22 protein-coding genes, 1 tRNA gene and 1 pseudogene are annotated in these 25989 nt (G+C 51.7%); 12 read left to right on the top strand and 12 right to left on the bottom strand.

Features of this window, described 5'->3' with window-relative positions:
- The first annotated feature begins 1 nt into the window (after window position 1).
- The 5 genes from H8S18_RS03990 (at window position 2) to H8S18_RS03970 (ending at window position 6969) form a co-directional block, all read left to right on the top strand.
- A complete protein-coding gene (locus H8S18_RS03990) occupies window positions 2-1813 on the top strand; it encodes a cache domain-containing sensor histidine kinase (RefSeq protein WP_186857016.1) in 1812 nt (603 codons plus the stop codon).
- Window positions 1814-2087: 274 nt separating this feature from the next.
- Window positions 2088-3053, top strand: coding sequence for an AAA family ATPase (locus H8S18_RS03985; RefSeq protein WP_243165061.1), 966 nt, complete (start codon window positions 2088-2090; stop codon window positions 3051-3053).
- Window positions 3050-4069, top strand: a complete 1020-nt coding sequence (locus H8S18_RS03980) for a DUF58 domain-containing protein (protein WP_186857015.1) — start codon at window positions 3050-3052, stop codon at window positions 4067-4069. The genes H8S18_RS03985 and H8S18_RS03980 overlap by 4 nt, the downstream gene beginning before the upstream one ends.
- A complete protein-coding gene (locus H8S18_RS03975) occupies window positions 4066-6504 on the top strand; it encodes a DUF3488 and transglutaminase-like domain-containing protein (protein WP_186857014.1) in 2439 nt (812 codons plus the stop codon). Before H8S18_RS03980 ends, H8S18_RS03975 begins: the two co-directional genes overlap by 4 nt.
- 72 nt (window positions 6505-6576) lie before the next feature.
- Window positions 6577-6969, top strand: coding sequence for a MerR family transcriptional regulator (locus tag H8S18_RS03970; RefSeq protein ID WP_186857393.1), 393 nt, complete (start codon window positions 6577-6579; stop codon window positions 6967-6969).
- A gap of 348 nt (window positions 6970-7317) precedes the next feature.
- Here H8S18_RS03970 and leuD read toward each other — a convergent pair whose 3' ends face one another.
- The 9 genes from leuD to ilvB all read right to left on the bottom strand — a co-directional run bounded on the left by leuD (window position 7318) and on the right by ilvB (window position 17916).
- Window positions 7318-7809, bottom strand: a complete 492-nt coding sequence (gene leuD / locus H8S18_RS03965; RefSeq protein ID WP_186857013.1) for a 3-isopropylmalate dehydratase small subunit — start codon at window positions 7807-7809, stop codon at window positions 7318-7320.
- A gap of 13 nt (window positions 7810-7822) precedes the next feature.
- The gene (leuC, locus tag H8S18_RS03960) at window positions 7823-9079 is read right to left on the bottom strand and encodes a 3-isopropylmalate dehydratase large subunit (RefSeq protein ID WP_186857012.1); all 1257 of its coding nucleotides are present in this window, start codon (window positions 9077-9079) and stop codon (window positions 7823-7825) included.
- Between the two features lie 148 nt (window positions 9080-9227).
- Entirely contained in the window at window positions 9228-10808 is a 1581-nt protein-coding gene (gene cimA, locus H8S18_RS03955) for a citramalate synthase (RefSeq protein WP_186857011.1), read from the bottom strand.
- A gap of 304 nt (window positions 10809-11112) precedes the next feature.
- Window positions 11113-12618 (bottom strand): 2-isopropylmalate synthase, encoded by a 1506-nt coding sequence (locus H8S18_RS03950; RefSeq protein ID WP_186857010.1) that lies wholly within the window; start codon window positions 12616-12618, stop codon window positions 11113-11115.
- Window positions 12615-12755 carry a hypothetical protein gene (locus H8S18_RS03945; protein WP_186857009.1) on the bottom strand — a complete coding sequence of 47 codons (141 nt, stop codon included), beginning with the start codon at window positions 12753-12755 and terminating at the stop codon, window positions 12615-12617. The genes H8S18_RS03950 and H8S18_RS03945 overlap by 4 nt, the downstream gene beginning before the upstream one ends.
- 38 nt (window positions 12756-12793) lie before the next feature.
- A complete protein-coding gene (gene ilvD, locus H8S18_RS03940) occupies window positions 12794-14443 on the bottom strand; it encodes a dihydroxy-acid dehydratase (protein WP_186857008.1) in 1650 nt (549 codons plus the stop codon).
- An 83-nt stretch (window positions 14444-14526) separates the two neighbouring features.
- Entirely contained in the window at window positions 14527-15519 is a 993-nt protein-coding gene (gene ilvC, locus H8S18_RS03935; RefSeq protein ID WP_186857392.1) for a ketol-acid reductoisomerase, read from the bottom strand.
- 168 nt (window positions 15520-15687) lie between these two features.
- Complete coding sequence (gene ilvN, locus H8S18_RS03930) at window positions 15688-16185, bottom strand: acetolactate synthase small subunit (protein WP_186857391.1); 498 nt, start codon at window positions 16183-16185, stop codon at window positions 15688-15690.
- Between the two features lie 66 nt (window positions 16186-16251).
- Window positions 16252-17916, bottom strand: a complete 1665-nt coding sequence (gene ilvB, locus H8S18_RS03925; RefSeq protein ID WP_186857007.1) for a biosynthetic-type acetolactate synthase large subunit — start codon at window positions 17914-17916, stop codon at window positions 16252-16254.
- Between the two features lie 341 nt (window positions 17917-18257).
- Between ilvB and H8S18_RS03920 the strand changes: the two genes are divergently transcribed.
- Window positions 18258-18334, top strand: a tRNA-Arg gene (locus tag H8S18_RS03920).
- 914 nt (window positions 18335-19248) lie between these two features.
- Here H8S18_RS03920 and H8S18_RS03915 read toward each other — a convergent pair.
- Window positions 19249-19776 carry an HD domain-containing protein gene (locus H8S18_RS03915; protein WP_186857006.1) on the bottom strand — a complete coding sequence of 176 codons (528 nt, stop codon included), beginning with the start codon at window positions 19774-19776 and terminating at the stop codon, window positions 19249-19251.
- A 484-nt stretch (window positions 19777-20260) separates the two neighbouring features.
- A complete protein-coding gene (locus tag H8S18_RS03910; protein ID WP_186857005.1) occupies window positions 20261-20440 on the bottom strand; it encodes a hypothetical protein in 180 nt (59 codons plus the stop codon).
- 88 nt (window positions 20441-20528) lie between these two features.
- Here H8S18_RS03910 and H8S18_RS03905 point away from each other — a divergent pair, with 88 nt between their 5' ends.
- Window positions 20529-20795: a hypothetical protein gene (locus H8S18_RS03905; RefSeq protein ID WP_186857004.1), complete on the top strand. Its 267-nt coding sequence runs from the start codon at window positions 20529-20531 to the stop codon at window positions 20793-20795.
- Window positions 20796-20893: 98 nt separating this feature from the next.
- A complete protein-coding gene (locus tag H8S18_RS03900) occupies window positions 20894-21148 on the top strand; it encodes a hypothetical protein (protein ID WP_186857003.1) in 255 nt (84 codons plus the stop codon).
- A gap of 156 nt (window positions 21149-21304) precedes the next feature.
- On the opposite strand, the pseudogene tnpA reads toward H8S18_RS03900, so the two are convergent.
- A pseudogene (gene tnpA / locus H8S18_RS03895) lies at window positions 21305-21741 on the bottom strand (IS200/IS605 family transposase).
- Window positions 21742-22884: 1143 nt separating this feature from the next.
- On the opposite strand from tnpA, the gene H8S18_RS03885 reads away from it, so the two are divergent.
- The 4 genes from H8S18_RS03885 (at window position 22885) to H8S18_RS03870 (ending at window position 25487) form a co-directional block, all read left to right on the top strand.
- Window positions 22885-23529 carry a pentapeptide repeat-containing protein gene (locus H8S18_RS03885; RefSeq protein WP_186857001.1) on the top strand — a complete coding sequence of 215 codons (645 nt, stop codon included), beginning with the start codon at window positions 22885-22887 and terminating at the stop codon, window positions 23527-23529.
- Between the two features lie 66 nt (window positions 23530-23595).
- On the top strand, window positions 23596-23799 hold the full coding sequence (locus tag H8S18_RS03880) for a hypothetical protein (RefSeq protein ID WP_186857000.1): 204 nt from the start codon (window positions 23596-23598) through the stop codon (window positions 23797-23799).
- Complete coding sequence (locus tag H8S18_RS03875; RefSeq protein ID WP_186856999.1) at window positions 23792-24202, top strand: MarR family winged helix-turn-helix transcriptional regulator; 411 nt, start codon at window positions 23792-23794, stop codon at window positions 24200-24202. Before H8S18_RS03880 ends, H8S18_RS03875 begins: the two co-directional genes overlap by 8 nt.
- Window positions 24203-24953: 751 nt before the next feature.
- Window positions 24954-25487 (top strand): ferredoxin domain-containing protein, encoded by a 534-nt coding sequence (locus H8S18_RS03870; protein WP_186856998.1) that lies wholly within the window; start codon window positions 24954-24956, stop codon window positions 25485-25487.
- Window positions 25488-25989 lie beyond the last annotated feature (502 nt).

Below are 25989 nucleotides of genomic sequence, written 5' to 3'. Positions count from 1 at the left end.
CATGAAAATCGCAAACTGGAAAAAACGCAGGCCCTCCCTGATGTTCCGTGTTTTTTTGATTACGTTTATCATCATTTTCACGGCTTTTTTGCTGTTGTCCTTTTACAGCGGAAATAATTTATATGAAAACTCGTTCGACGACGCAAAAAATTATAGTTTCCAACTGCTCGAGCAGATCAATATCAATATCAGTAATTACCTTTCGGCTATGGAAAATATCGCCGCCGTCGCATCTACGCAATCCGACGTATTGAATTTCCTGTATATGTCCGAACCAAGCTTTCCTAATTTTTCCGCTTACTATGAACTGGTGAATTCAATCCGCATGTATCTGATGAACCTGTCTGCCGCGCAAAAGAACGTCAAATACGTCACGATTATTTCCGACCGTCACGATTATTATGTCAGTAGCTCCTCAAGCCCGTTTGATTCCACTTATGTCTTTCGTGAGCAGGGCTGGTATAAGGATGCGATCAAAACGCCCCGCAGCGCCACGCTGCTGCCGCCCCATGTCCCTGAATATATTACGGGCAATGCCGCTACCCCCGTCATTTCCTACCTAAAGCCCATCACGCTCGCCGCCGGCGCTCCGCCGGTAGGAATGGTGCTGATTGACCTGGACGTCGGCTCCCTTGCGGATATCTGCAACGACGTTTCGCTTGGCGACGACGGATATGCCTATATCATCAATTCCAAAGGCGAATACCTCTATTATCCGGGGATGGATTTCCAACAGCCCGCAGCGGTCTCCACACCGGATTCCGCCTATAATGAGCAAATTCTTTCCGGCGATACCACGTTCACCGCCAACAATCTCCTCGGCGAAAAAAATGTTGTGTTCTCGGCCCCTGTGGAAAATACCGACTGGTACGTGGTCGGCGTCGTCCCCTACAGCCAGCTCAATTCACCTGCGGTAACGCTGCGTGCAACGCAGATTATCGTAGGGGTTATCGTCGCATCGGTAGTGTCGGTATTGCTCTCACTGTTCATCAGTTCCAATGTTTTCCGCCGCCTGTTCCGTTTGAAAAAACATATGATGCAGATCGAAAGCGGTAATCTGGATGAAACGCTTTCCGTGGGCGCAGACGATGAAATCGGCGATCTTGTCGCCGGGTTTAACAGCATGACGGGGCAGCTCAAACAATTAATCTCGGATATTTCCGATACGGAAAACCAGAAACGCAAAGCCGAATTTGCCGCGCTGCAAGCACAAATCAACCCGCATTTCCTCTATAATACGCTTGATTCTATCGTATGGATGGCGGAAGCCAATCCGGCGGGCGCGTCGGATATGGCATATATGCTGGCGTCATTCTTTCGTTTGTCCCTTTCACGCGGGGACGATATCGTCCCGCTCGCGCAAGAACTTATGCATACGGAAACTTACCTGCATATCCAAAAAATCCGGTATGACAGCTATTTTGACTATGAAATCAAATACACGCAGGACGTCGCGGATTTTTACGTGCCAAAACTGATTGTGCAGCCCCTGGTCGAAAATGCGATTTACCACGGAATTAAGCCGTCCGGCAAGAAATGCGTCCTGTCGGTCTATGCATTCCGCTATGAAGACCATGTACTCATCGAGGTCGTGGATGACGGCCTAGGCATTCCCGAAGAGAAGCTGGAACAGATCCTGCGCGGGGAACACATTTCGGAAGGCAGCCTGAACGGCGTTGGCGTAAACAATGTGGACGAACGCATTAAGCTGTATTTCTCCAAGAATTCCGGGTTGTATTTCCATTCCAACGAAGGTCGGGGCACGGTAGCGTGTATTTACATCTATGACAGGAAAAAGAATGAAGATGCCTGATTTTCAACACAAGAAAAAATTTTTATCGAAAGACGCTGGGCCCGGTGTGGACTCCAGATGCGAATCTGCGGTCATGCGGAATCCGGCGCCCGGGGCTGGGTGCGCGGCGCCGCCTGCGTTTATTTGTTAAAAAAATGTAACAATTTTCCGCAGCCCTTGACCGCAACTGTACGCGGGTGTTAAATAAAAGTAACATCATCTTGTATCCGGCAGCAGGTTGGAATTCATTTTTTATTTTAAACGCTCGTTAAAAATAAAACCAGGAGATCATTTTATGCCAGAGACAACGATACGGCCGGGCCATATGGAAATCAGCGACCTGATCGTCGCAGAAGTCGGCAAATCCTTTGTCGGGAACGATACCGCGATCCGCAAGATACTTTTTACTTTGCTTGCAGGCGGCCATGTCCTTTTGGAAGACTTGCCGGGCGTAGGAAAAACCACCCTTGCCATGGCCTTCTCCAAAGTGCTTAAACTTTCCTGTCACCGCATCCAGTTTACCCCGGATATCATGCCCGCCGACGTAACGGGCTTTACCATGCTGCGCCAGGATACGCAGGCAATGGAATACCGGGCGGGAGCGGTTATGTGCAACCTCCTTCTTGCCGATGAGATCAACCGTGCGTCTACGCGTACCCAGTCGGCCCTTCTCGAAGCTATGGAGGAAAACGCGGTTACAGTGGACGGAGTAACCCACGCCCTGCCGCAACCATTTATGGTCATCGCCACGCAGAATCCATCCGGCTCTTCAGGTACGCAGCTTCTTCCCGAATCCCAAACCGATCGGTTTATGATGCGCCTTTCCCTTGGATATCCGGATGAAAAAGCCGAACTCGAAATGCTGCTCCGCAAACATGGCGAAGGGGAAGCAGAGCCGGTCGTACGGCTCACAAGCGCGGCGGGCCTGCTCGAGATGCGCCGGCAGGTATCTGAAATTTATGTCGCAAAGGCAATCTACCGGTATATCCTGCGGCTTGTACGCGCGACGCGCTCCCATGAATCGGTTGCGCAAGGTGCAAGCCCACGCGGCAGTGTCGCGCTTATGGCGCTTTCCCAGGCCTCCGCTTATGTTGCCGGCCGCGATTTCGTGATCCCGGAAGATGTACAGGGTATTTACACGGATTGTATTGCGCACCGGCTGATTTTAAAGGCACAGGCCAAACACGACGGCGTTTCGCCCGAAAGTGTGCTTACGGATATCCTTGATTCCACCGAAGCGCCGCACCTGAGGCTAAAATGATGCTTCTCCGCCGGATTTTTTACCTGCTGTTTTGCACGGCGGTTTTCTTCTATTATATTTTCCATACGGGATACCTGTCGTGGCTCCTGCTTTGCGTAGCTGTCTCCCTGCCTGTCCTGAGCATTCTTATCACGCTTTTGCTGCGCCGTGGGCTGCATATACAGCTACAGGCCGGTTCCGTCCAGGCGCGCGAATGTTCCATAGTACTGCACATTCTTCCCGCTCTGCCCTATACCCCGGTTCGTGTGCGGATTCGTTTTGAGAACCTTTTTACAGGGGAAACCGCAGTGCAGGAAATTCGGGTCACGCGTACGCCGCCGGGAGAAAATGCAGTGCCGGTTCCATATCAGAATAACGCGTGCGGCGTGATTCGCTGCAGTATCAAAAGCGCGCATCTTCTTGATCTTTTGGGGCTGTTTTGTTTGCCGCTGCGCAGGCCCGGCCCCTGCGATATGCTTTCCCTTCCGCGGGAAATCCCTTTTTCAGGCGAAGGCCTCGACCGTATTTCAGAAACGCCGCCTGCGTCTGTACCGTCCCAAGGGCTTGCGGAATTTGCGGGTGAACGCGAGTTCCTCGATCTCCGCGGCTATCGAGCGGGCGATTCACTGCGTGATATCCACTGGAAACTCACCGCACGCTTGGGCCATCCGATTGTACGCGAATACGGATTCTCGGCTGCGTCCGTGAAAACGCTTGCCGTTATATGGAACGGTACCCCGGAAAAACTCTCGCTTGTCCTCGGCCGCCTATCGGGCGCGGCGCGCTTTTTTTCCGAACACGGCCCCTATGTCATTTTATGGATAGAAGAAGGACAGGTTCGCCGGTATGTTTCCCCGGACGCCGGAGCCCTGGAAGCAATTTTCTGGCAGGCTCTGTCAAAGCCTCCATCCCCCCTGCCGAATGGGTTTTCTTCCTTTGTTTCGGACGAAACCGGGCAGGAGGCACGCTTTCTCCTGATGCAGCCGGACGCGGTTCTGGCGTATGAAAACGGCTTTCGGAAGGGGGCGGTTATATGAAACGGCAGGCGCGGGATTCATGGATTGGCGCAGTGGTGCAGGTTGTCCTGCTTTTCTTTGGCCTTCTTGCGACGCTTTCCCTCTTTTTTGGCCAGTCCGGGTTTCCGAATATCGGCTATATTTTGCTTTCGGGTGTTTTTTTCGCCCTCCTCTTTTCGCTCGTATTTCTTATATTCAAAGGCCGTACCCGAACTTTCCTGCTGCTGGGAATTTTTGGCGTGTGGCTGCTGATCGGACTGTTCTCGTTTGACTATCTGGCCTTTGGCGCACAAACCGCCTCCGGTTATATCACCCCGTATTTATCGCAAATCACGCACCTTGAGTTCGCGGCGGTTCCGGGCGGGCAGGCCGGGATAAAAGCGTGTGCAGATTTTTGCGTTTACTGCGTATTTCCCTATACCGGCTTCCTTACGTGGGTTGTTGTATTTCGCAAAAGCGCCCTGCTTTCCCTTCTTGGCACAGTTCCTTTGTTCGCATTCTCTTACGGCAATCTTTCCCGTCCCTCGGGCGTTTCCCTGGCGTTTCTGTTTGTGTTCTGGATTGCCATAATCCTGCAATCGAGGGTACTGCGCATGAACAAAGATGTAAAGCCGGGCTTTTCCCTCCTGTGCCTCGCGCTTGCGGCGGGGGTATTCTGCACCATTTTCGCCGCCGCTCCACAGGAAACTTACCACGCGTCCAAAAACGCAATCAACCTGCGTCTCGACCTCACCAATGCAGCGATGGATTTCGGTTATTCAATTCGCGGATTACGCGGCTTTCCAAGCGGTATGCCCCTCTCGAGTTCGGACGGCACGATTCGCCTCGATACTACGGGCAGCGTGCAGTTTGCGGATCGGGAAGTCCTGCGCGTACACAGCGACAACCCATACACCATGTACTTGCGTGGCTATTCCGCCTCTGTTTACACCGGGCACGAATGGCTGCAGCCGGATGAACAGGACTTTGCGGAATCGGGCGTCAGCATCGAGCCGCTGCAATATCTGGGAACAGAAAATCTTCTTTCCCCAGACAGCATAACCACCACCGTTACCGTCGAGCCCGACCGTACCGATTCCAAATTCCTGTTCACTCCTTACCTGCTTGTGGATATTGCATCTGCCGACCCCGCTCCGTCGTGGCACGGCGACGCATACCTCGCGTCGGACGGGCAGGCATCCTATACCTTTGAAGCCTACACTTCCCACGGAAATGGGATCATCACTGCCGGCAGTGCCAGCAACCTCTGGCAGCTCAAGGCAGAGCTTCCCCAGAACACGGGCAGCATGGAGCTTGAAGGCTATACCTTCCGGTATGAGATATTTTCCGCCGGCGGAGTCCTCTACTATCCGGAGGGAAGCGGCATTCCCCCCGCCGTAATGGAAGAAGCGGAGGCGCTTCTCACAGATGTTTTCTTTATGGGCGGCACGGACAAGGACGGGCTTTTACAAACGGAAGAAACCCCCGACGCCGGATACCTTTCCTATATTCAAAATGAATACACCCAGCTTCCTGACGGCCTGCGGGAAACGCTTCTCGCATGGTGGAGCAGCCTTCACGGTGAAGACGGGCAGGTTCCATTGCAATTGTTTTACGAATCTCCCGGGGAAATTTCTCCTCCCTACTGGGAAATTGCTGCGGAGCTCGTCGCGTCGGAAATCTCCCAAAGCGGCTCTTACACCACCAATCCCGGCCCGCAGCCCACAAACCGCGATTTTGTGGAATATTTCCTCACCGAAGGAAAACAGGGCTATTGCATCCACTATGCGAGCGCCACCACCGCTATGCTGCGCGCGCTCGGCATTCCCGCACGCTATGTAGAGGGGTATGTGGTAGGCAAAGACTCTTTTGGCGGCGATGGCTGGGCGTCCGTTTCGGCAGACCAGGCACACTCCTGGGCAGAAATCTGGCTGCCCGGCATCGGCTGGATCCCGGTTGATTCCACGCCCGGCGGAACGGCTGCCAGTGAAGCCGTGGCCATGCCCTCATCTCCCGCTGCCGCGGCCTCTTCTTCCGCTGCTCCAACCCCCTCCCCGGCCGAAACGCCTCCCCCCTCCGCCGATTTCCCGGAAGACGTGCAGCCAGGTACGCAGCAAACGGCAAAATCCGGCAGTTATGCGGGGCCTGCCGCCCTCCTGACCATTATCGTGGCCCTGGCCTGTGTCCCGCTCGTCCGCCGCTGTCTGGCACGGAAGAAGCGTGCCCGCTTGATGGATGATCCTGATCCCAACCATGCCGCGCTCGGCATCTATACATATCTTGACGAGCTCCGTGCGTTTGGCGGAGAAATTCCCCAAGGCGTGAAAGACATCGCGCTCAAGGCTAAATTCAGCCGGCATCCTGTCAGTTCGGAGGAACTTGCGTTCCTGCGCGGGAAACAGGAAGCCGAGCGGGCCAGGGTAACAGCCTGCCTGCCGCGCGGCAAAAAATTCCCGTTCTGGCTGAGCGGATTATAATTTTGCGGTAAAATACGCTTGACTTGGAGTCCACTCCAGGTGTTACAATAGCCTTGCCGGAGGTAACTAGTGATGACAATTGCGGAAGTAAGTAAACAGTATGGGCTTTCAGCCGATACATTGCGGTATTATGAACGGATCAGGCTGATTCCCAGTGTGCGCCGTAAGGATAACGGCATACGGGATTATTCTGAGTCGGATTGCAACTGGGTCGAATTTATCAAATGCATGCGTGCGGCAGGTATCCAGGTGGAGGCGCTGATCGAGTATGTAGCCTTGTTCCAGCAAGGGGATAATACGCGGGAAGCCCGCAAACAAATTTTGCTGGAGCAGCGCGAACAGCTTCTTGCCCGCATGGAAGACATGCAGCGAACACTCGAACGGCTTAACAAAAAGATCGCCCACTATGACGAATGCCTGCAATATGCGGAAGAGAACCTGCGGAAAAGCGGTTCCTCCCAATAAAAAAGAGCGGTGCACAGTGCTGCTTATTTCTCTTAATCATTCGCCGGCCAGCCCTTCCTTAGCTGCTGCGGGCACCATACAGCACACCGGAAGCGCCGCTTGTTTTTTGGGCTGCAATTGCGTTGTCTTTTATAGATTGTATAGACGTCTCATAAATTCATCCTGTCATGGCCGCCCGTAAAATGGATGGTTTTTTGTTCTAAACGCTTTACGTTTCCTGCTGGCTAAATCCTTAAATAACAGAAAAACAGGCTTGCGCCCATGCACCCGCCTGTTTTTTTGCTTCCGGCTTTTCTCACTTGAGGCAGTCCCTTTTTGGTTCATGGAAATGCCGCTTCCCGCCGCGCATCAAAGCTTATCCTGCTTCACAGCCTCGATCAACCCGCCCGATGCAATGATATCCTGGATAAATTCCGGAAAAGGCTGCGCCTGATAGCTCTTCCCGGTTGTGAGGTCCCGAATTTCTCCTGTCGAAAAATCCACTTCCACCTCGTCGCCGTCCGAAATCGCTTCCGCCGCCTCCGCACATTCGAGGATGGGCAGGCCGATATTGATGGCGTTGCGGTAAAAGATACGCGCGAAGCTCGCTGCGATTACGCAGCTGATCCCCGATTCCTTGATCGCAATGGGTGCGTGCTCGCGCGAGGAACCGCAGCCGAAATTCTTTACACCCACCATAATGTCGCCTTTTTTGACTTTTCCCACAAATTCGGCGTCAATATCCTCCATGCAGTGGGATGCAAGCTCCTTCGAATCCGATGTGTTGAGGTAACGCGCGGGAATGATGACGTCCGTATCGATATTGTCCCCATATTTAAAAACTCTGCCTTTTGCTTTCATTTGTATCTCCTCCTCAAATATCCGTGGGCGAAGCGATTTTCCCTGCGATTGCGCTTGCCGCCGCCACTTCCGGGCTCGCCAGGTATACTTCTGATTTCACATGGCCCATCCGCCCCACAAAGTTCCGGTTTGTGGTTGCAACGGCGCGTTCGCCTTCCGCAAGAATGCCGCAGTGTCCGCCAAGGCACGGCCCGCATGTAGGGGTGGATACCGCACAGCCCGCTTCCACAAAAATTTTCAGCAATCCTTCCTCCATCGCCTGCAGGTAAATCGCCTGAGTCGCGGGGAAAATAATCGCGCGGACGTTCGGCGCAACCTTGCGGCCTACCATAATATCGGCTGCCGCCCGCAAATCGCTGATCCTGCCGTTCGTACATGAACCGATCACTACTTGGTCGATCTTTATCTCTCCCACCTCGTCGATGGTTTTGGTATTCTCCGGCAAATGCGGGAAGGAAACCGTTGATTTGATTTCACTAAGGTCGATATCGATAACGCGTTCGTATACTGCGTCCGGGTCGGGCGCATACACCTTGAATTCGCGTTCAGAATGCGCACGGATATATTCTATCGTCTGGTCGTCCACTTCAAAAATTCCGTTTTTGCCGCCCGCTTCGATCGCCATATTGGCAATGCACAGGCGGTCGTCTATCGTAAGGGAGGCAAGACCTTCCCCGCCAAATTCCATAGACTGGTAAAGCGCGCCGTCCACACCGATCATACCGATGATGTGCAGGATCACATCCTTGCCGCTGACATATTTTTTCAGCTTGCCGCGCAGGTTGAAACGGATGGATCCCGGCACCTTCAGCCACACCTTTCCCGTCGCCATAGCCGCGGCCATATCCGTGGAGCCGACGCCCGTGGAAAACGCGCCAAGCGCTCCATAAGTGCATGTATGCGAGTCTGCGCCGATCACCGCGTCTCCCGCGACTACGAGTCCCTTTTCGGGTAGAAGCGCGTGCTCGATGCCCATCTGGCCTACATCGAAGAAATTCACGATGCCGTGCTTCTGCGCAAATTCACGCACCAGCTTGCACTGCTCCGCCGCTTTGATATCCTTGTTCGGCGTAAAGTGATCCATCACAAGCGCGATTTTGTTTTTATCAAAAACCTCTTTTCCGGTTTTGCCCATTTCCCGGATCGCAACCGGCGACGTGATGTCGTTCCCGAGAACCATATCAAGATTCACGGAAATGAGCTGTCCCGCAACCACACTCGGAAGCCCCGCGTGCGCTGCCAATATTTTTTGCGTCATTGTCATACCCATAATATCATACTCCTCGCACCCTATGGGTGCTCCGGGAAAGGGGCAGAACCCTTTCCCGGCCTTTCCCTGTTTAATAATATTCCATTTCGCGTAAATATGCGCCTATGAAATGGATTGTTTCCCGGCGAAACCGCCAGGAATAAATCTCCTACTTATTGTCCTCGTCTAATGTCAGTTTATACTCGATCGAATCCGTAAGCGCAAGGAAACTGGCTTCGATGATATCCGTCGATACTCCTACGGTATTCCACGTATGTTTTCCGTCCGTCGACTCGATCAGGACGCGCACTTTGGCGGCCGTAGTGGCCGAGCTTTCGAGCACGCGCACCTTATAGTCCGCAAGACGCATGGTTTCAAGCGCCGGGTAAAAGCCCTTGAGCGCGCCCCGAAGCGCAAGGTCAAGCGCGTGCACCGGGCCATCGCCCTCTGCGCCGGTGATGTGCGGCTGTCCGTCCACCTTCACCTTGATAATTGCGGAAGACGGATACTCCTGTTCCTGCAAGGGCTGCTCGCCGATGATCTTGAAGTATTCGAGCTCAAAATACTTTTTATATTTCCCGAGCAGCCTGCGAATCACCAGCTCAAAGCTCTGTTCCGCCGCCTCGAATTGATAGCCCTCGAATTCAAGCTGCTTAAGCTTGTCTACAAGCTCCGTCACCACCGGGTCTTTTACTGTAACCGACGGCTCCACCTTCTGTATTTTCTTTATCAGCGTCGCCTTGCCCGAAACCTCGCTCATCAGGAACCTGCGGCTGTTGCCTACCTTTTGCGGATCGACGTGCTCAAAGCTCTCGCGTATTTTCTCCACGCCGTCAATGTGCATACCGCCCTTGTGCGCGAACGCGCTCGCCCCTACGTAAGGGGCCCCTGAAGGCAGCCAGGTATTGGAAATATCGGCGATTCGCCGCGCGGTCTCCGTAAGGTTCCTCAGGTTTTCCTCCCCCAGTACGTCGTAGCCGCGCTTTAGCTCCAGATTCGGAATAATCGTGGAAAGGTTTGCGTTTCCGCACCGTTCCCCATATCCGACGAACGTTCCCTGCACCTGCGTTGCGCCCGCATCCACCGCAAACATCGTCTGCGCGACCGCCATGCCCGTATCGTTATGGCAATGGATGCCCACCTGTACGTCCGGGAATGCTTTTACCACCCGTCCCGTTATTTCATAGATATCCGTGGGGTAAGTGCCGCCGTTCGTATCGCACAGGCAAAGGACGTCCGCGCCGCCGGCTGCCGCCGCTTCAAGCGCTTCCATCGCATATCCGGGATTCGCCTTGTATCCGTCGAAAAAGTGTTCCGCATCAAACACCACATACTTACCGTTTTGTTTCATATAGGCAAGCGTGCTCTCGATCATCGCAATGTTTTCCTCAGGAGTGGTATTAATCACCCTAAGGACGTGCAAATCCCAGCATTTTCCAAAGATCGAAACCGCGGGCGTCCCTGCCTCCATCAGGCTTTTTACGTTGGAATCCTCCTCGGGCAGGATATTCTTGCGCCGGGTGCTGCCAAATGCGCACAGCTTCGCATGTGTTTGCGTCTCGCTTTGCAGCCGGCGGAAAAACTCCAGGTCCTTCGGGTTGGAAGCGGGATTGCCCGCTTCAATGAAATCAATTCCCAGCGCGTCCAGCGCACGGACGATGTTAAGCTTATCCTCTACAGAAAAGGCAATGCCTTCCCCCTGCATACCGTCGCGCAGCGTGGAATCGAAGGTGTATATTTTCTTACTCATAAATTCTTTCCTTTTCAGCTTTTCGCATATTGGAAACGTCTGCCAGCCGCGCATAAGGTAGCTGCATTGCGGGACATATCGTGTGATTCCCGCCCAAATCCGCTTTTGTTTGGTTATCCTTTCAGATGAAACCGTGCCTTCAAGCGGCGGCTGCCTCCGCGTGCTTTGCTATTCACTTGCACTTCTTCCGTGCCTGCGGGAACCCGGGCGTCCGCTTTCCCATAAAACCTGCTGCGTCCGGGCTTCGCTGCGCCCCGCATACGCCGCGCTGGGAAATTTCAACAATACGCCATATTGCAGGCGGTCAGGATCCTAAGAGTTTATTCACCGCATTGATGTACGCCAGCATGGATGCCTCGATAATATCGGTAGATAACCCGCGTCCCGTAACCGTCCTGTTGTCCGACGACACCTTGACCACAACTTCGCCCAGAGCGTCTTCACCGTGCGATACCGCGTTGATCTTATAGTTGTTTAAAACAAGCGGCATCTGGACAATTTTTTCAATTGCCTGGTACGCCGCGTCAATTGGGCCGTCGCCAAGCGCCACCTGCTCCTGCGACGCGCCGCTCATATCCTCGAGCGTAACATTTGCCGTCGCCTGGATAGTATTCCCGCTGTTTACCACAAACTGCTTCAGGCGGAAATGCTCCACAACTTTCGCTGCCTTTTGGGCGACCAGCGCTTCCACGTCGTACTCCGTCACTTCCTTCTTTTTGTCGCACAGCTCTTTGAATTGGGCAAATGCCGTATCCAATTCCTCCTGAGTCAGGTTATAACCCAGTTCTTTGAGAAAATCGTCAAACGCATGGCGTCCGGAATGCTTGCCCAGCACCATCTTGTTTGTTGTCAGCCCGACCGATTCGGGCGTCATAATTTCATAAGTTTCCCGTTTTGCCAATACGCCGTGCTGATGGATGCCGCTTTCATGCGCAAACGCATTTGCGCCCACAATCGCCTTGTTCGGGGGAATGGAAACGCCGATGATTTTAGACAGCAGCCGCGACGTACGGTATAGTTGTTTGGTGTTGATACCCGTATCCGCATTGAGCAGCGCCCGGCGCGTGTGGATCGCCATAACAATCTCTTCCAGAGACGCGTTTCCCGCACGCTCACCAATACCGTTCACCGTGCATTCCACCTGCGTTGCACCCGCGCCCACGGAAGCCAATGAATTTGCGACCGCCATGCCGAGGTCGTTGTGGCAGTGGACCGCCAGGTCGATCTCGTCCACGCCTTCTACATTCTGCTTCATATACGTGATCATATCATACATTTCCTGCGGCAGGACATATCCCACCGTATCGGGCAGGTTGATTGTCTTTGCGCCTGCGTCGATCGCCGTTTTGACCGCCTTTGCCAGAAATGCCATATCGCTTCTCGACGCATCCTCCGCGGAAAATTCCACGTCCGGCACGAGGCTTCTCGCATAGCTGACAGACTCTTTGATATGTTCCAGAACCTGTTCTTCCGTCATCTTCAATTTATACTGCATGTGCAGCGGCGAGGTTGCCAGAAACACATGGATCCGCGGGGCCGCAGCCTGTGACAGAGCTTCATAGGAAGCGTCGATATCCTTTTTGACGGCACGGGACAGAGAGGCGACGGTGCAATCCTTGATGGTCTTTGCAATGGTTTGTACGCTCTCAAAGTCGCCGGGCGACGAAACCGCAAATCCCGCTTCAATAATGTCCACCTTCAGCAATTCCAGTTGCTTTGCGACCTCGATTTTTTCGGCCAGGTTCATGCTGCATCCGGGAGACTGTTCCCCGTCACGCAGCGTCGTATCAAAAATTTTAATGGTTTTCATAGCTCATACTCCTTTTCGTCGCAGCCTGCCTTGCTTTTCCTGTTTGCCGTAAAGCGCCGAATCAGCGCTTTGCAGGCGGCTGTTTTTCCTTCCTGATACCCGGGAACGCCTTCTTTTCCGCCTTCGGCGGGATTCACTTTTCAGGCTTTCGCCGGATATTTTCCAGGCGCTTACTCTATTTCAATACGGCGCCCGTATCTGCGCCGGATACCAATCTTGAATACCTCGCAAGCCATCCCGCCGATACTTTCGGCGGTAAAAGCCGCGAGCTCGTAAGTCGCTTGTTCAGTTCGGCCTCATCCACTTTGAGGTGAATGGAATATGCATTGATATCAATTTCGATCACATCGCCTTCCTGCACATAGGCAATCGGTCCACCCGCTGCCGCTTCCGGCGACACATGCCCGATGGCCGCCCCGCGCGACGCGCCGGAAAACCGTCCGTCCGTGATAAGCGCCACTTCCTTATCGAGTCCCATCCCGGCAAGGCTGGCGGTTGGCGCAAGCATCTCGCGCATACCCGGGCCGCCTTTTGGTCCCTCATAACGGATCACAACCACATCTCCTTTTTTGATCTTTCCGCCCAGGATCGCTTCGTTCGCTTCTTCTTCACTGTTAAAGACCCGGGCTGTGCATGCGCTTTTCATCATCTCCGGAGCGACCGCCGCACGTTTCACTACGCATCCGTTCGGGGCAAGATTTCCATACAAAACAGCGATCCCGCCGTTCTCAGAATAAGGATTGTCCACCGGGCGGATCACATCGCCTGTCCGTTTCGCATTTTGGATCCGTTCCATGACCGTGCCGTCTACGGTTATATTGTCCTCGAGCAATCCCTTCCGGTTGATCTCAGCCATCACCGCCGGAATGCCGCCGCATTCGTTCAGCTCTTCGATATAATGGCGGCCCGCCGGAGCGAGATGGCAAATGTTCGGCGTTTTTTCACTGATCTCGTTCACCTGGCGAAGGTCAATCTGAATTCCGCATTCGTTGGCAATGGCCGGAAGATGCAGCATGCTGTTCGTACTGCAGCCAAGCGCCATATCAATCGTGATTGCATTACGAAACGCCTTTTCGTTCATGATATCGTGCGGGCGAAGGTTTTGCTCTACCAGCTTCATCACCTGCATGCCCGCATGTTTTCCCAGTGCTGTCCGTGCAGACAACACCGCCGGAATCGTTCCGTTTCCGGGAAGTGCCATGCCGAGGACCTCCGCAAGGCAATTCATGGAATTTGCCGTATACATCCCGGAGCAGCTTCCGCAGCTCGGGCAGGCTTTCTGTTCAAAGTTTTCCAATTCCTCATCCGTCATCGTCCCGTTTGCGTGTTCTCCCACCGCTTCAAACATGCTGGACAGGCTCGTCTTATGGCCGTTGAACCGGCCCGCAAGCATAGGGCCGCCCGAGCAAACGATTGCCGGGATATTCACCCGTGCAGCCGCCATCAGCATCCCGGGCACGATCTTGTCACAGTTGGGAACCATTACCGCGCCATCGAACGCATGGGCGATGAGCAATGTTTCCACACTATCGGCGATGAGTTCGCGTGAAGGCAGTGAATAGTGCATGCCCTTATGGTTCATCGCAAGGCCGTCGCACACACCGATTGCCGGAACTTGAATGGGCGTGCCGCCCGCCATACGGATTCCATCCTTCACCGCACGGGCCACCGTATCAAGATGCAGGTGCCCGGGGATCACCTCGCTTTGCGCATTTACCACTGCAATCAGCGGACGCTCGATTTCTTCTTTTGTCAGTCCCAGAGCATAAAGCAGGGACCGGTGCGGCGCGCGCTGCACGCCTTTTTTGATGTTATCGCTGTTCATAACTTCCTCATGTACCGGCGGGCAGCATATGCTTATTGTGCTGCCAGCGCCTTTCTCCTCGTTGAATGCGTGTCTTTTCCCGTTTATTTATCCTTATTGTGCCAACTCATTTTGCCCCGCAGCTCTTCACCTGTTTTTTCAAGCTGAGATTCTTTTCCAATATTTCTCATTGCGATAAAGTGCGGACGCTTTACCTGGTTTTCCAGCATCCAGTCGCGGGCAAACGTGCCGTCCTGGATTTCGGAAAGAACCTGTTTCATTTCTTTGCGGGTATCTTCCGTGATAATACGCTTTCCCGTCACATAGTCGCCATATTCCGCCGTATCCGAAATCGAATAACGCATCCTCGAAAGTCCGCCTTCATTGATCAGGTCTACGATCAGTTTCATTTCGTGGCAGCATTCAAAATACGCCATTTCCGGTGCATATCCCGCTTCCACAAGCGTTTCAAATCCAGCTTTGATCAGTTCAGATACGCCGCCGCACAGCACCGCCTGTTCACCAAATAAATCCGTTTCCGTCTCTTCACGGAAGCTCGTTTCGAAAATGCCCGCACGGCCGCCGCCAATTCCGCTCGCGTATGCAAGCGCGAGGTCGCGCGCTTTACCGGTTGCATCCTGATGAATAGCAATCAGGCAGGGTACGCCTTTTCCTTCCTGGAACTGGCTTCTTACCGTGTGGCCGGGCCCTTTCGGAGCGACCATCCAAACGTCAACATCCTTTGGGGGAACGATCTGTCCAAAGTGGATATTGAACCCATGCGCAAAGACGAGGGATTTTCCTTCCGTCATATACGGCGCGATGCCTTCATAGATCTTGCCTTGTTTTTCATCCGGTACAAGGATCATCACGATATCCGCCGCTTTCGCCGCTTCTTCGGAGGTCATGACCTTAAGGCCCGCTTCCTCTGCGGATTTCCATGAACGGCTTCCCTCATACAACCCGACAACTACATCTACGCCGCTTTCTTTCAGGTTCTGCGCATGCGCGTGTCCCTGGCTTCCATACCCAATGATCGCAACGGTCTTGCCTTTCAGGAGAGAAAGATTACAGTCCCTGTCATAATACATTTTCATTTTCATTTGATTTGCCTCCAAAATTTATTTATTGCGGTTCCGGAACGGCGCATATACCATTGCCGGAAACCGCTATACAACCTACATTGCCGACCCCAGCACACCTTGCGGAGTGCATCCGGTGCGCCGGAAAATATTCCGGCATCCTTCCAGACGCCATGGTTCGCATCAGTCTTCGTGGATGGATACTGCCCCTCGTTGCAGGGCCGTAATACCTGTACGCGAGAGCTCAATAATGCCATATTCATCCAGCAGCTTAAGCAGCGCATCGTTTTTTTCAGGCGAACCCGCCATCTCGATAATCATGGTTTCCGCGCAGATATCTACAATCTTTGTGCGGAAAATATCGCACAGCTCGATGATGCTCGCACGCTTTTTCGCGCTCGATTTCACCTTAACCAGCACAAGCTCTTTATAAACCGAGCTCTTGGACCGCAGGCCCGTGATTTTCACCACATCCACGAGCTTAGCCAGTTGCTTCTGGATCTGCTCTAAAATGGCTTCGTCCCCGATCAGTTCAATCGTGATACGGGATATCTTAGGGTCGTGCGTTTCACCAACCGAGAGCGAGCGGATGTTATAGCCCCGGCGGGAAAACAGTCCTGTCACCTTCGATAGGACGCCGGACGTATTTTTGACCAGTATCGATAGTACGTATCTTCTAATCATTTTTTATCTCCTTCGTTCCTGCTTTCCTACTTTATTATATAGCGTAGCGGTTTCCACATACAATTATTTTTCCAGATCGAGGATGATGTCATCGAGCGGTTTCCCGCCGGGTACCATCGGCAGCACGTTTTCATCTTCGTGGATGTCGCACTTCACAATCACCGGTCCCTTGTGTGCAAACGCTTTTTTGAAAGCTGCGTGCAAGTCCCGTTCGTTTGAGATATCTATTCCATATGCGCCAAACGCCTCTGCCAATTTCACATAATCCGTGGGATTATTGAGCGTGGTTTGGGAATAGCGCTGCTCGAAAAAGAGTTTTTGCCACTGGCGTACCATCCCGAGCACATTGTTGTTCAGAACTAGAATCATTACCGGCAGCCGGTGCTTTACGGCCGTCACAATCTCCTGCAGGTTCATGTGAAAGCTGCCGTCCCCTGCAATGTTTACAACCTGCCTGCCCGTGCCGACTGCCGCGCCGATTGCCGCGCCCAATCCAAACCCCATGGTCCCAAGTCCGCCTGAAGAAATAAACTGGCGGGGCTGGTCAATGCGCAGGAATTGGGCCGACCACATCTGATGCTGGCCTACTTCCGTCGTAAACACTGTCCCTTCCGGTGCCTCATCTTGCATAGCCTGCAATACCTTTTTGGGGAAACGCGCGTTTCTCGTTGCGCGGTCGAGCGGATAACTCCGTTTCCAATGCCGCACCTGTTCCATCCACGCGGTATCTTCCTTCTTTTCCACGCCGGGCAGTAAGGCTTTCAGCACATCTTTTGCATTTCCCATTATCTCATAATCCGCATTGATATTTTTATTAATCTCAGCAGGATCCACATCGATATGCAGTATGTTTGCCTGCTTTGCAAATTTTGCCCGGTCCGATGTCACCCGTTCGGAAAAACGCGCGCCAATGGTGATCAGCAAGTCGCAATGACTGGCGCACATTGCCGATGTTTTTGTCCCGTGCATACCAATCATGCCCGTATACTGCTCATCACCCGCCGGGAACGCCCCAAGGCCCATCAGCGTCATCGTCACGGGGGCATTCAGCTTTTTCGCCAGCTCATGCAGCTCTTTTTCCGCACCCGCCGCAATCACGCCTCCTCCCGCAAGGATGAAAGGCTTCTCGCTTGCATTGATCGCACGGATTGCCTCCGCGATGTCTTCCTTTTCGAATGCGTTCTGATGGGCGATTTCCCTTGGTTTTTCCGGCTCATACTCCCCTTCCATTATGGTAATATCTTTGGGAACATCCACAAGCACCGGGCCGGGCCTGCCGCTCTGCGCAACATAGAAAGCCTCGCGGATCGCGTCTGCCAGCTCTGAGATTTCCTTTACAATCACATTGTGCTTGGTGATTGGAATCGTTACGCCCGTAATGTCAATCTCCTGGAAGCTGTCCTTCCCGAGATTTTTTTTCTCCACGTTGCCGGTGATCGCCACCATGGGGATAGAATCCATATAGGCCGTCGCAATCCCCGTTACAAGGTTTGTTGCTCCCGGGCCGCTGGTCGCAAAAACGACGCCCGGTTTTCCCGTCGCTCGCGCATAGCCATCCGCGGCATGCGCCGCGTGCTGTTCATGACAGGTCAGGATGTGATTGATTTCGGGATAATCATAGAGCGCATTGTAAAGCGCGATGACCGTGCCGCCCGGGAATCCGAATACGGTATCGACATCCTGCTCTTTTAAACACTCCATGATAATCTCGGCTCCTGTTAATTTCACTGTGCTTTCCCTCTTTCTTTCAGACTTTTCTTCCCTTGTAACAAAAAGGGCCTGCGCTTATCGCGCAGGCCCTTGAATTACTCTCTAATCCGTAGTCCTTATCGTGCCCCTCCGGCACAACCGCAATAAGCCTTATTCGCTCTGCCAATAATGACGAGGCTAATAAGGTTAATAAGGACTACGATGAAATTGTGAGAAGACGGTTGATTCATTTTCTCTGCTTCCTTCACTTTACTGGTACTTATAATAAAGCCATTCCCTCCTAATGTCAACATTTTTTTGAGATTTCAAACAAAATAATTGCAAAATATGTGCGTTTATATTAGAATAAAATGCATGATGCACCTATAGCTCAGTAGGATAGAGCGATCGCCTCCTAAGCGATAGGCCACAGGTTCGAATCCTGTTAGGTGCGCCAGCGGCGAGTCGCCGCTCACATGTCGCACACTTCACATAGAGGTGTGCGATATTTTTGTGCCTGCGTTCAAGAGATATCTATTTTAGCTAAATACTACGCATCGGACTCATTTCGCTAACGTCCCATTTGAGTCCGGCGGTGCCCCATTTTACCTGCATCTATTTTGCATCAACGGTACACCGGAGCAAAGTGGGCTTTTCTCCGGCTTTTTGTTGCACAAGAAAACGCCTCTCGCTTCTCTTCTTCCGAAAAAATCACAACCTTACCGTCTATCCGCTTGCAAACACGCCCCTTTAGCGCCGCCCTGCGGCCCGCCAACGCTTTTAGTTTTGGGATTGATCCCTAAGCCGTTACATACCGGAGCAAACTGCGTTTCCCTCAAAAAAGCAATCAAAAACCGGGATCTCATATGTTCCTCTTTTTCCCACATTCCCCGCTTTGCCAGACCATGCGAACGCCGCATTCTCCCGCTGGATGCCGTCTGGTTCGGCCCGATATTGACGGCGGGCAGGGCCCTAAAACATATCATACACCTGCACCGGTGTATAGTTTTGTATTTATCCCTATAACAAGCGTGTAATTTGCGGCATTTCCATACGTCAGCATACTGTTCTCTAAAAATTTTCCTGCCCTCCTTGTATAAACTCCGTACTGCCTATCGGCAACACTCCTGTTTCCATTGGTTCTGCTGAGCTGTCGAGCAGACAGCCCTTCGAACAATACAACAGAGAAGGTATCATACTGATTCTGCCAAATAGCGCGCCTTCTTATTCGAAACTCCGCCGATTTCCGTTCATCTCCCAGCCTTGCAGATTTGCCACGAATTACCCGGCGAGGCAAAACTCCAGTTGGTGGGTTTCAGGTATTCGAATTCCGTTTTTTACAATCTCCCCAACAAAGCGAATGGATCCCTTCTAAAAAATTTCTTCATATATCTCCTCCAGCTCCATATACATCGCATAATCACTGAGTGGGCCCAGCGCATGAATCAATTCGCCATAATACCATGCAAGTTTTTCTTTTCCGCGTGCGAAGCGATTCCAAACCGCTGTGCCGCTGCATGCTATATCATACCGGATGCTTCGCAGGTTTGAAAGCTTATCCGCACAGGCAACAAGCATCGTATCCATATCCGCCCCGCCCCGCAAATAATTCACTGTATGTTGTTTGCGCTGCTCCCAGCTTTTTGTTTTATCTTCCGATTCCGAAGCGACAACCCGCGCGACCCTTCCCCCGAATTCGCGTAAAATATCCTCGACCGTCGCATCCGTATCTTCCACTACATCGTGCAATAGCCCTGCACAGATGACTTCTTCATCCGCCCCTGCCGCCGTCAGTATTTGCGCGACCTCAAACGGATGGACAATGTAGGGAACCTCCGTCCCTTTCCGCTCCTGTGTTTTATGCATAACGGCCGCATATTGAATCGCTTTATGAATCATCTTATATCCTCCATTTTTATTTTGACTACAGATTCCTGTATGTAAGTATTCCGGCATATTCGGCGGCGTTCTCCTGCCTGCCTCCGCAGAACATTTGGGCCGGTTTTAAATATCTTCAACGTCCGTCCTGCTGTCACCCTCCTAACGCGCCTCAACCATTTAAACAACGATCCAAAACTTTACGCGATAAACTTTTATTGCGAGAACAACCGCATAAACAGCACTTCTGTGCTGTTCTGTCCATCGTATGCACTTTTTAGATTATATCATTTATATGCAAAAAATGAAGGAGGCGCCGTTCCGGAAAACCTTCAAACAAAATTTGCAGGGCCGTACGCTTCCTGTTTTTTGATAAAACATGCAGTACGTGCTTCCAGGGAGAGTCCGTTCTATGCAGCGGCAATGCGGTGCGATAAAGTTGCCGCTGCATAGCAGAGGGAAAATGATGCGTTCAGATTTTATTTCAGGAATCCCTTCCTTGGCATCATAGCAGCCAAAATTCGTTTTTTACGGTGCCGGTTGATTTGGCCAGGCTGCTTGGCAGGATTTCGGAAATATTTTGTATTGTAGTTGGCACATCATGAGTCCCTCTCTGCCTTTTCAGCCGGGCGGTCCATTTTTTGTGATTACCGCCGTATATTGCCTGTTTCGCTGGTTTTTTCATATTTTCTTTCTCCGTCCAGGCGAAAAACGCTTAACCGCGGTTTTCGGGGGGTATTAATAAAAAAACATTTCATACAGGGAGAATTATTATGGGAATCGCTTCAATTATCGTGAGCCTTGTGGGATTCGTGCTGAGCTTTATTCTCGGTTTTCCTTTAAGTTATTTTATCGGGCCGTTCATCGGGCTTGCCATTGGCGTTGTAGGACTTGTCCTGGGGATCGTCGCACGGGCGAAACAGCGCGCTAACGTTACTACCGCCGCCCTCATTATTGGTATCATCGTCGTTGCGGTCAGTATCCTTCGCATGGTTTCAATGATGACCTGCGTCACCGGGTTGGTGGGACTGTTCACCTGAGGTTTCCCGTTCCTTGCGGTAAAAGGCCGTAAATGTTATACTATGCGTAATGAACCGCATTTTTGCGGAAAAAATGAATATAAAAGGGGGAATTGTTTATGTCTTGCTATTATATTATCGGAATTCGGCTCAACCACCGTACCGCCAATGCCGCTAAGCTTCAGGAAGCGCTGACCGCGCATGGCTGCAACATTAAAATGCGCGTGGGTATGCACGAAACAAGCGATGACTTTTGTGCGGATGACGGTGTAATTATGCTGCAGGCCTGCGGTGACAGGGAAGCCATCGATCAAATGATCGCCGACTTCAGCGCCGTAGAAGGCGTAACTGCCAAACTCATCGATCTCAACTAAACTCTATCTTTACAAACATGCACAAAACGTGCGTGTTTCAGGCTGTCGAATAAAAATCCCCCGGCAAAGCCGGGGGGTATTGCATATGCGGGCAAAGTCCCCGCATACCAGCAGCGCCTAAACAGGCGCACGTCGGGCCTGACATTTGCGTATTTGTTACTTGCTGCCCGTAAACGGGTCGTCCTTAAATGGTATCCTCAATTGCTCTCCCATTTTGTCCTCATCCAGTTGATGTTTTAGTACTCCTTGATTTTTGCCGCATTCTTGCCAGCAGTATCCACATAATATCTCCGACATCAAAATTCGCGATTCCTGTATTTGAGTTTCATATTTCCAAATTTTTCGTAGATCATCAATGCACTTTTTCCCTTTAGATACCCTGCTACTCCGGAAACGCTTATTTTAGGCGGTATCTCCAATAGCATATGCACATGGTCTATACTACATACCTCTGCTTCTATTATCTTCACTCCCTTTCATTCATATAATTTTCTCAATATTTCTCCTGCTTCTCTTCTTTTCTCCCCATAAAATACCTGTCTTCTATACTTTGGTGCAAATGCTATATTGTTCTGAATCACACACTTCGCGATAAGGAAAGGTCATACGAAACATGATTTTCCCTTTTTGATAAATCCACGAACCTGATTTGTTTAGATTATTATAGACAATACGATATGATATTTTCAGTCCCATTTCATATGTACTAAGCTTTTTGTATCATTCATTTTGAATCCCTCCGTTTGTTTCCTTGCAGTTGTCAGGCCGCAAGGTTATTTTATCAAACGGAGGGGTTCTCTTCCCATAGCTTTAAGCTTTACGGAACCCCACGCTTAGCGCGGGGTTTTCATGATACAAGCCCCCTGTGCCGCTTGATCGGCGCAGGGGTTTGAGATTCCTGTGGGATCGATCGAATGCGCGCATAACACAACAAAAAGGTCTTTAGCCTCCCATAAGGCCAGTTTTTGGGGTTCATCACCGCATATTTCATCTTATCTTAATCTAACCGTTTACCCGTGCCAAACCCCTGTACCGGGTGTACCGCATACCGTGTTTTTCCCTGGCGTCCGCTAATACATGTTCTATCATTTGCTTTCGCAGAACATAGCTTTTTGCCGGCATCCGAATGCCGGACTTTCTCTCCAAGTATTCTTGCCAGATATGGCATTGTACTGTCTTTTAGCAGCCCTGGTTATCTATACACAGATGCTATGTTGGATAATCTTTGCAGATCATACGGCCTGCTCTTGTATTTGCGGTATCTGTTCCGCCTTGTCGTTGAATAGGGCAGCGTTTTGGTATTCAGGACAAACGACGCAATCATACTATTCGTCTTCCACATATTTGTACCTTCCGTTTCCATCCTTTTTTGTCATAGGCCGCTTGTACGGCAACGATATGAACCAGCCATCATCTAGGATTCTCTTGCATATTCATGGTGTCCGGTATCCTGCATCCATCATGATGACTTCCGCTTGCGGAAAGACTTCTGTTGCTTGCGCGTATAACTGGTCAAACGTCACGCCTCCCTGCGCCGGCCTCTACGCCCAGTACATAATTATGCTTATCGCATTCCTAAACCTGTATAGACCCGTCGGTATCCGTGTATCAATGACGTAACTTTTCGCCGCGGACAAATCCGCAGCGTATTTGCCCCAAGGCGCATATTTTCAGAACTGCATCTTTTTGTTGTTCCCGTATGATATAATCCAACCATACAGAAAGGACGGATACCTATGAAACGACTGAAACCAAGGATTGCGGGAATCCCGGAGGAACGCACGGACTTTGGGCTGCTCGTGCGGGAGGCGCAGGAAGAGGAAACGGCGATCGAGGATAAAACGTTCCGCGGTTTTGCTTTTGAAGGAGAAGACTTCTCGCGTGCCGCTTTTAAAAGATGTGTATTTGAGAGCTGCCGGTTTTCAGACTGCAATTTGAAAAAAGCGGAATTTATGGACGTCATTTTCCGCACCTGCGATTTTTCGGGAAGCATGCTTGAGGGCGGTTATCTTTCCCGCTGCGAATTCTATTCTTGTAAGAATATAGGGGGAAATTTGTACCATGCCTTTTTGCAGGATATTTTATTCTCTGGCTGCAACTTTGGATATGCGAACTGCAATCGTTCCAAATGGAAAAACATTTCCATCGCGGACTCTTCTTTCTCTAACGCGGATTTCGGGGAATGCGTCTTGAAAAACATGGAACTTTCGAACGCGGAGCTTATTCGCGCAAACTTTTCGCAGACGCCGCTTAAGGGGATCGATTTTACCGCAAGTGAAATTACAGGGATCCTCGCTTCCGCGCGGGAACTTTGCGGCGCGGTGGTTTCTTCCGCCCAGGCGGCGGAGCTTGCCAAACTACTCGGCGTTATTGTCGTTTAATTGTTTGACACGAAGATAAGAGGGTGTTATTATGTTGTATATACACGAAACGGAGGCGCTTGTTCTATGAGATGTGAATGCGCACAGTGCGGCACTTATATGGTGCACGCGGAAGATCTTACGCTGGGGTGCATCTGTCCTGAATGCAAGGCGCGGTGTACGGCATGCCTCGGCACCAACAGCGTACTCTCGCGCGAAGAACTGCGGGCACTCGAGGACAACCCGGATTTTGAAGCCGCCTATTTAAAAAAGGAGGCCCGTGATGGCTAAGGAAAAATGCGTATGCATCCACCTCCGGCGCGCAGGGCGGTCTCTTACTTCATACTATGACCGTATGCTCGCCCCGTCCGGCATTACCGCAGCGCAGTATTCCCTGCTCTGCCATTTGGACCAGTTGGGCACAGCCAGCACCAGCACGCTTGCAGCCAGTGTGAAACTTGACCGCAGCACGCTGGCACGGAACTTAAAGCCGCTTTTCAATGCTAATCTTATCGCGGACACAGCAAATAAGGACGCCCGCGACCACTGTCTCGCACTGACCGAATCAGGCGGACAGACTCTCTTGTATGCGGAAAAGCTGTGGAAAAAAGCACAGCGCGGAGTGAAGGACCTGATCGGTGAAAAAAAGCTGAAAACGTTGATAAAAACGCTGGCAAAGCTCGAGACAATATAGATTTAATGGTATTAAGTTAAGAAAGCAAGAAAGAGGCTTGCCTGAAAGCATCAAGCGAGTGAAAATGCCATACAACCCAAGTCCTGCCATTGCGGATTTCAAAAAGCTGGGGGAAAAATTCCGCCGGAGGCCAATCCCTCTCGGGAGGGACATGCAGGCAGCCATTTTTCAGCAGCCAAAAGACTGGCCGGATTCGTTTTCGGGCAGTTAAAGCAAGCGCGCGTTTGGGTTGGAACTTGTTGATTCCGCGAAATTTCAGGCCATAAAGAAGGTGCGGGCAAAGTCCTCTCATTACAAAAATTATATCAATCAGAACCAGAATTTGATAACCGCTCAAAATAGCAGCCTGTCACAGCCAACAACAAGTTGCAGAGCGAATTTTTAGCCGGGCAAATGGGATTGATCTGGAAAATTTTCAGGGGGCGCCGACGGCTCGATGAAATACCGGAATTCGAAGCCGCAGTTTCCCATAGGGTTGGCGGCAGCCTGCAAAACTTATTCGGGTATTGCTGATACCATTTTGCAGGCAGGGCGGAGGTATTCAGGGCAAAGGCCTGTTGGATGTGAAAAAGGCCTGCCTCTGCGAAATATGTGGTATATCATGGCCTGCCACCGTAAAACCGCTTTGCACCGCGCATATTCCGGCGAAAAGGATACGTGAAACCGTTTCTGCCTGCATCTTACCTGTAGGTTTGCGAAAAAAGAAGGAAGCAAAGGTATCTCTAAAATGACCCAGTGAGGAGGAAACAGTATGAGGTATGATTCAAAAGAATTGGAGGACAGGACCGTGCTGGACACGGCGGCAAGGATGTGCGCCGCGGCACGCACAGCCCCCAAGACGCGTGGGATCGATTTTATCCGTACATGCGTATTGACAGGAGAGGAAAAGGAGGCGCTTGCGGATGAAATGGCCCGCCTTGCCCCGCTGCTCAATTATCCATTTTTCACGCGGGACGCGGGAAATATTCGCGCAAGCCAGGCCGTTGTTTTGATCGGCACGTCTTACCAGCAACGCGGCCTCAATGAAGGCTGTCAATACTGCAACCATGCCAATTGCGGGGAATGCGCGCAGCAAAACGGCGTATGCGCATACGACAATATGGACCTTGGAATCGCGGTCGGTTCCGCTGTATCGGTGGCCGCGGATTCCCGCATTGATAACCGCGTGATGTTTTCCGCCGGGCGCGCGGCATTATCCATGCGGGCTATGGGCGAGGATGTGAAGGTGATCCTGGCGATTCCGCTGTCCGCCGGGAGTAAATCCCCTTATTTTGACCGCAAATAAAACCGGCTGAAAGAAATCCTGACGCGAAAGTGAACCGGTCCCCCAAAGTCCGATCTGAAACCTGACGATTGGGAGGCCGGTTTTCACGTGGAAAAGTACCGTTTCGAATTTAAGCAAAGAAGGATATACGAAATCCCGGAAGGAAAGGACGGATATACAGCGCATCCTATTTCCGGGTAAACCATTCGAAAGAACCATACCGCGGCATAACCCGCTATCCATTTTAATGGGCTGGAAAAGCCGTCTAACAATACTTAGAGTTCCCAAAAAACCTCTTCGCCAAGGGCAGCCTTACATTTTTATAAAGACACGGCAGGCCGTACGGCCTCTTCATCCACACGGCTGCATGCTGTGCGTTTCCCTTGCGGCCTTTTGCATATCTTTACCCGTCCAATTGCGTTCCTCTCTCGCCGGCAAATGACAGATCAGGGAATAAGACCCCTTGGTCATCCCCGCACAGGGGATATCGGCAGTCTGGAACAATACGTAAAGATTACAACGT

Source organism: Christensenella tenuis, from assembly GCF_014287795.1.
Lineage (GTDB): Bacteria > Bacillota > Clostridia > Christensenellales > Christensenellaceae > Christensenella > Christensenella tenuis.
The sequence above is the reverse complement of the archived record's forward strand: the minus strand, read 5'-3'. Positions and strand labels throughout refer to the sequence as shown.

Bases quoted from the DNA above. Each gene is read 5' to 3' on its own strand.
- H8S18_RS03990 (WP_186857016.1), top strand. From the start codon at position 2: ATGAAAATCGCAAACTGGAAAAAACGCAGGCCCTCCCTGATGTTCCGT.
- H8S18_RS03985 (WP_243165061.1), top strand. From the start codon at position 2,088: ATGCCAGAGACAACGATACGGCCGGGCCATATGGAAATCAGCGACCTG.
- H8S18_RS03980 (WP_186857015.1), top strand. From the start codon at position 3,050: ATGATGCTTCTCCGCCGGATTTTTTACCTGCTGTTTTGCACGGCGGTT.
- H8S18_RS03975 (WP_186857014.1), top strand. From the start codon at position 4,066: ATGAAACGGCAGGCGCGGGATTCATGGATTGGCGCAGTGGTGCAGGTT.
- H8S18_RS03970 (WP_186857393.1), top strand. From the start codon at position 6,577: ATGACAATTGCGGAAGTAAGTAAACAGTATGGGCTTTCAGCCGATACA.
- leuD (WP_186857013.1), bottom strand. From the start codon at position 7,809: ATGAAAGCAAAAGGCAGAGTTTTTAAATATGGGGACAATATCGATACG.
- leuC (WP_186857012.1), bottom strand. From the start codon at position 9,079: ATGGGTATGACAATGACGCAAAAAATATTGGCAGCGCACGCGGGGCTT.
- cimA (WP_186857011.1), bottom strand. From the start codon at position 10,808: ATGAGTAAGAAAATATACACCTTCGATTCCACGCTGCGCGACGGTATG.
- H8S18_RS03950 (WP_186857010.1), bottom strand. From the start codon at position 12,618: ATGAAAACCATTAAAATTTTTGATACGACGCTGCGTGACGGGGAACAG.
- ilvD (WP_186857008.1), bottom strand. From the start codon at position 14,443: ATGAACAGCGATAACATCAAAAAAGGCGTGCAGCGCGCGCCGCACCGG.
- ilvC (WP_186857392.1), bottom strand. From the start codon at position 15,519: ATGAAAATGTATTATGACAGGGACTGTAATCTTTCTCTCCTGAAAGGC.
- H8S18_RS03915 (WP_186857006.1), bottom strand. From the start codon at position 19,776: ATGATTCATAAAGCGATTCAATATGCGGCCGTTATGCATAAAACACAG.
- H8S18_RS03910 (WP_186857005.1), bottom strand. From the start codon at position 20,440: ATGAAAAAACCAGCGAAACAGGCAATATACGGCGGTAATCACAAAAAA.
- H8S18_RS03905 (WP_186857004.1), top strand. From the start codon at position 20,529: ATGGGAATCGCTTCAATTATCGTGAGCCTTGTGGGATTCGTGCTGAGC.
- H8S18_RS03900 (WP_186857003.1), top strand. From the start codon at position 20,894: ATGTCTTGCTATTATATTATCGGAATTCGGCTCAACCACCGTACCGCC.
- H8S18_RS03885 (WP_186857001.1), top strand. From the start codon at position 22,885: ATGAAACGACTGAAACCAAGGATTGCGGGAATCCCGGAGGAACGCACG.
- H8S18_RS03880 (WP_186857000.1), top strand. From the start codon at position 23,596: ATGAGATGTGAATGCGCACAGTGCGGCACTTATATGGTGCACGCGGAA.
- H8S18_RS03875 (WP_186856999.1), top strand. From the start codon at position 23,792: ATGGCTAAGGAAAAATGCGTATGCATCCACCTCCGGCGCGCAGGGCGG.
- H8S18_RS03870 (WP_186856998.1), top strand. From the start codon at position 24,954: ATGAGGTATGATTCAAAAGAATTGGAGGACAGGACCGTGCTGGACACG.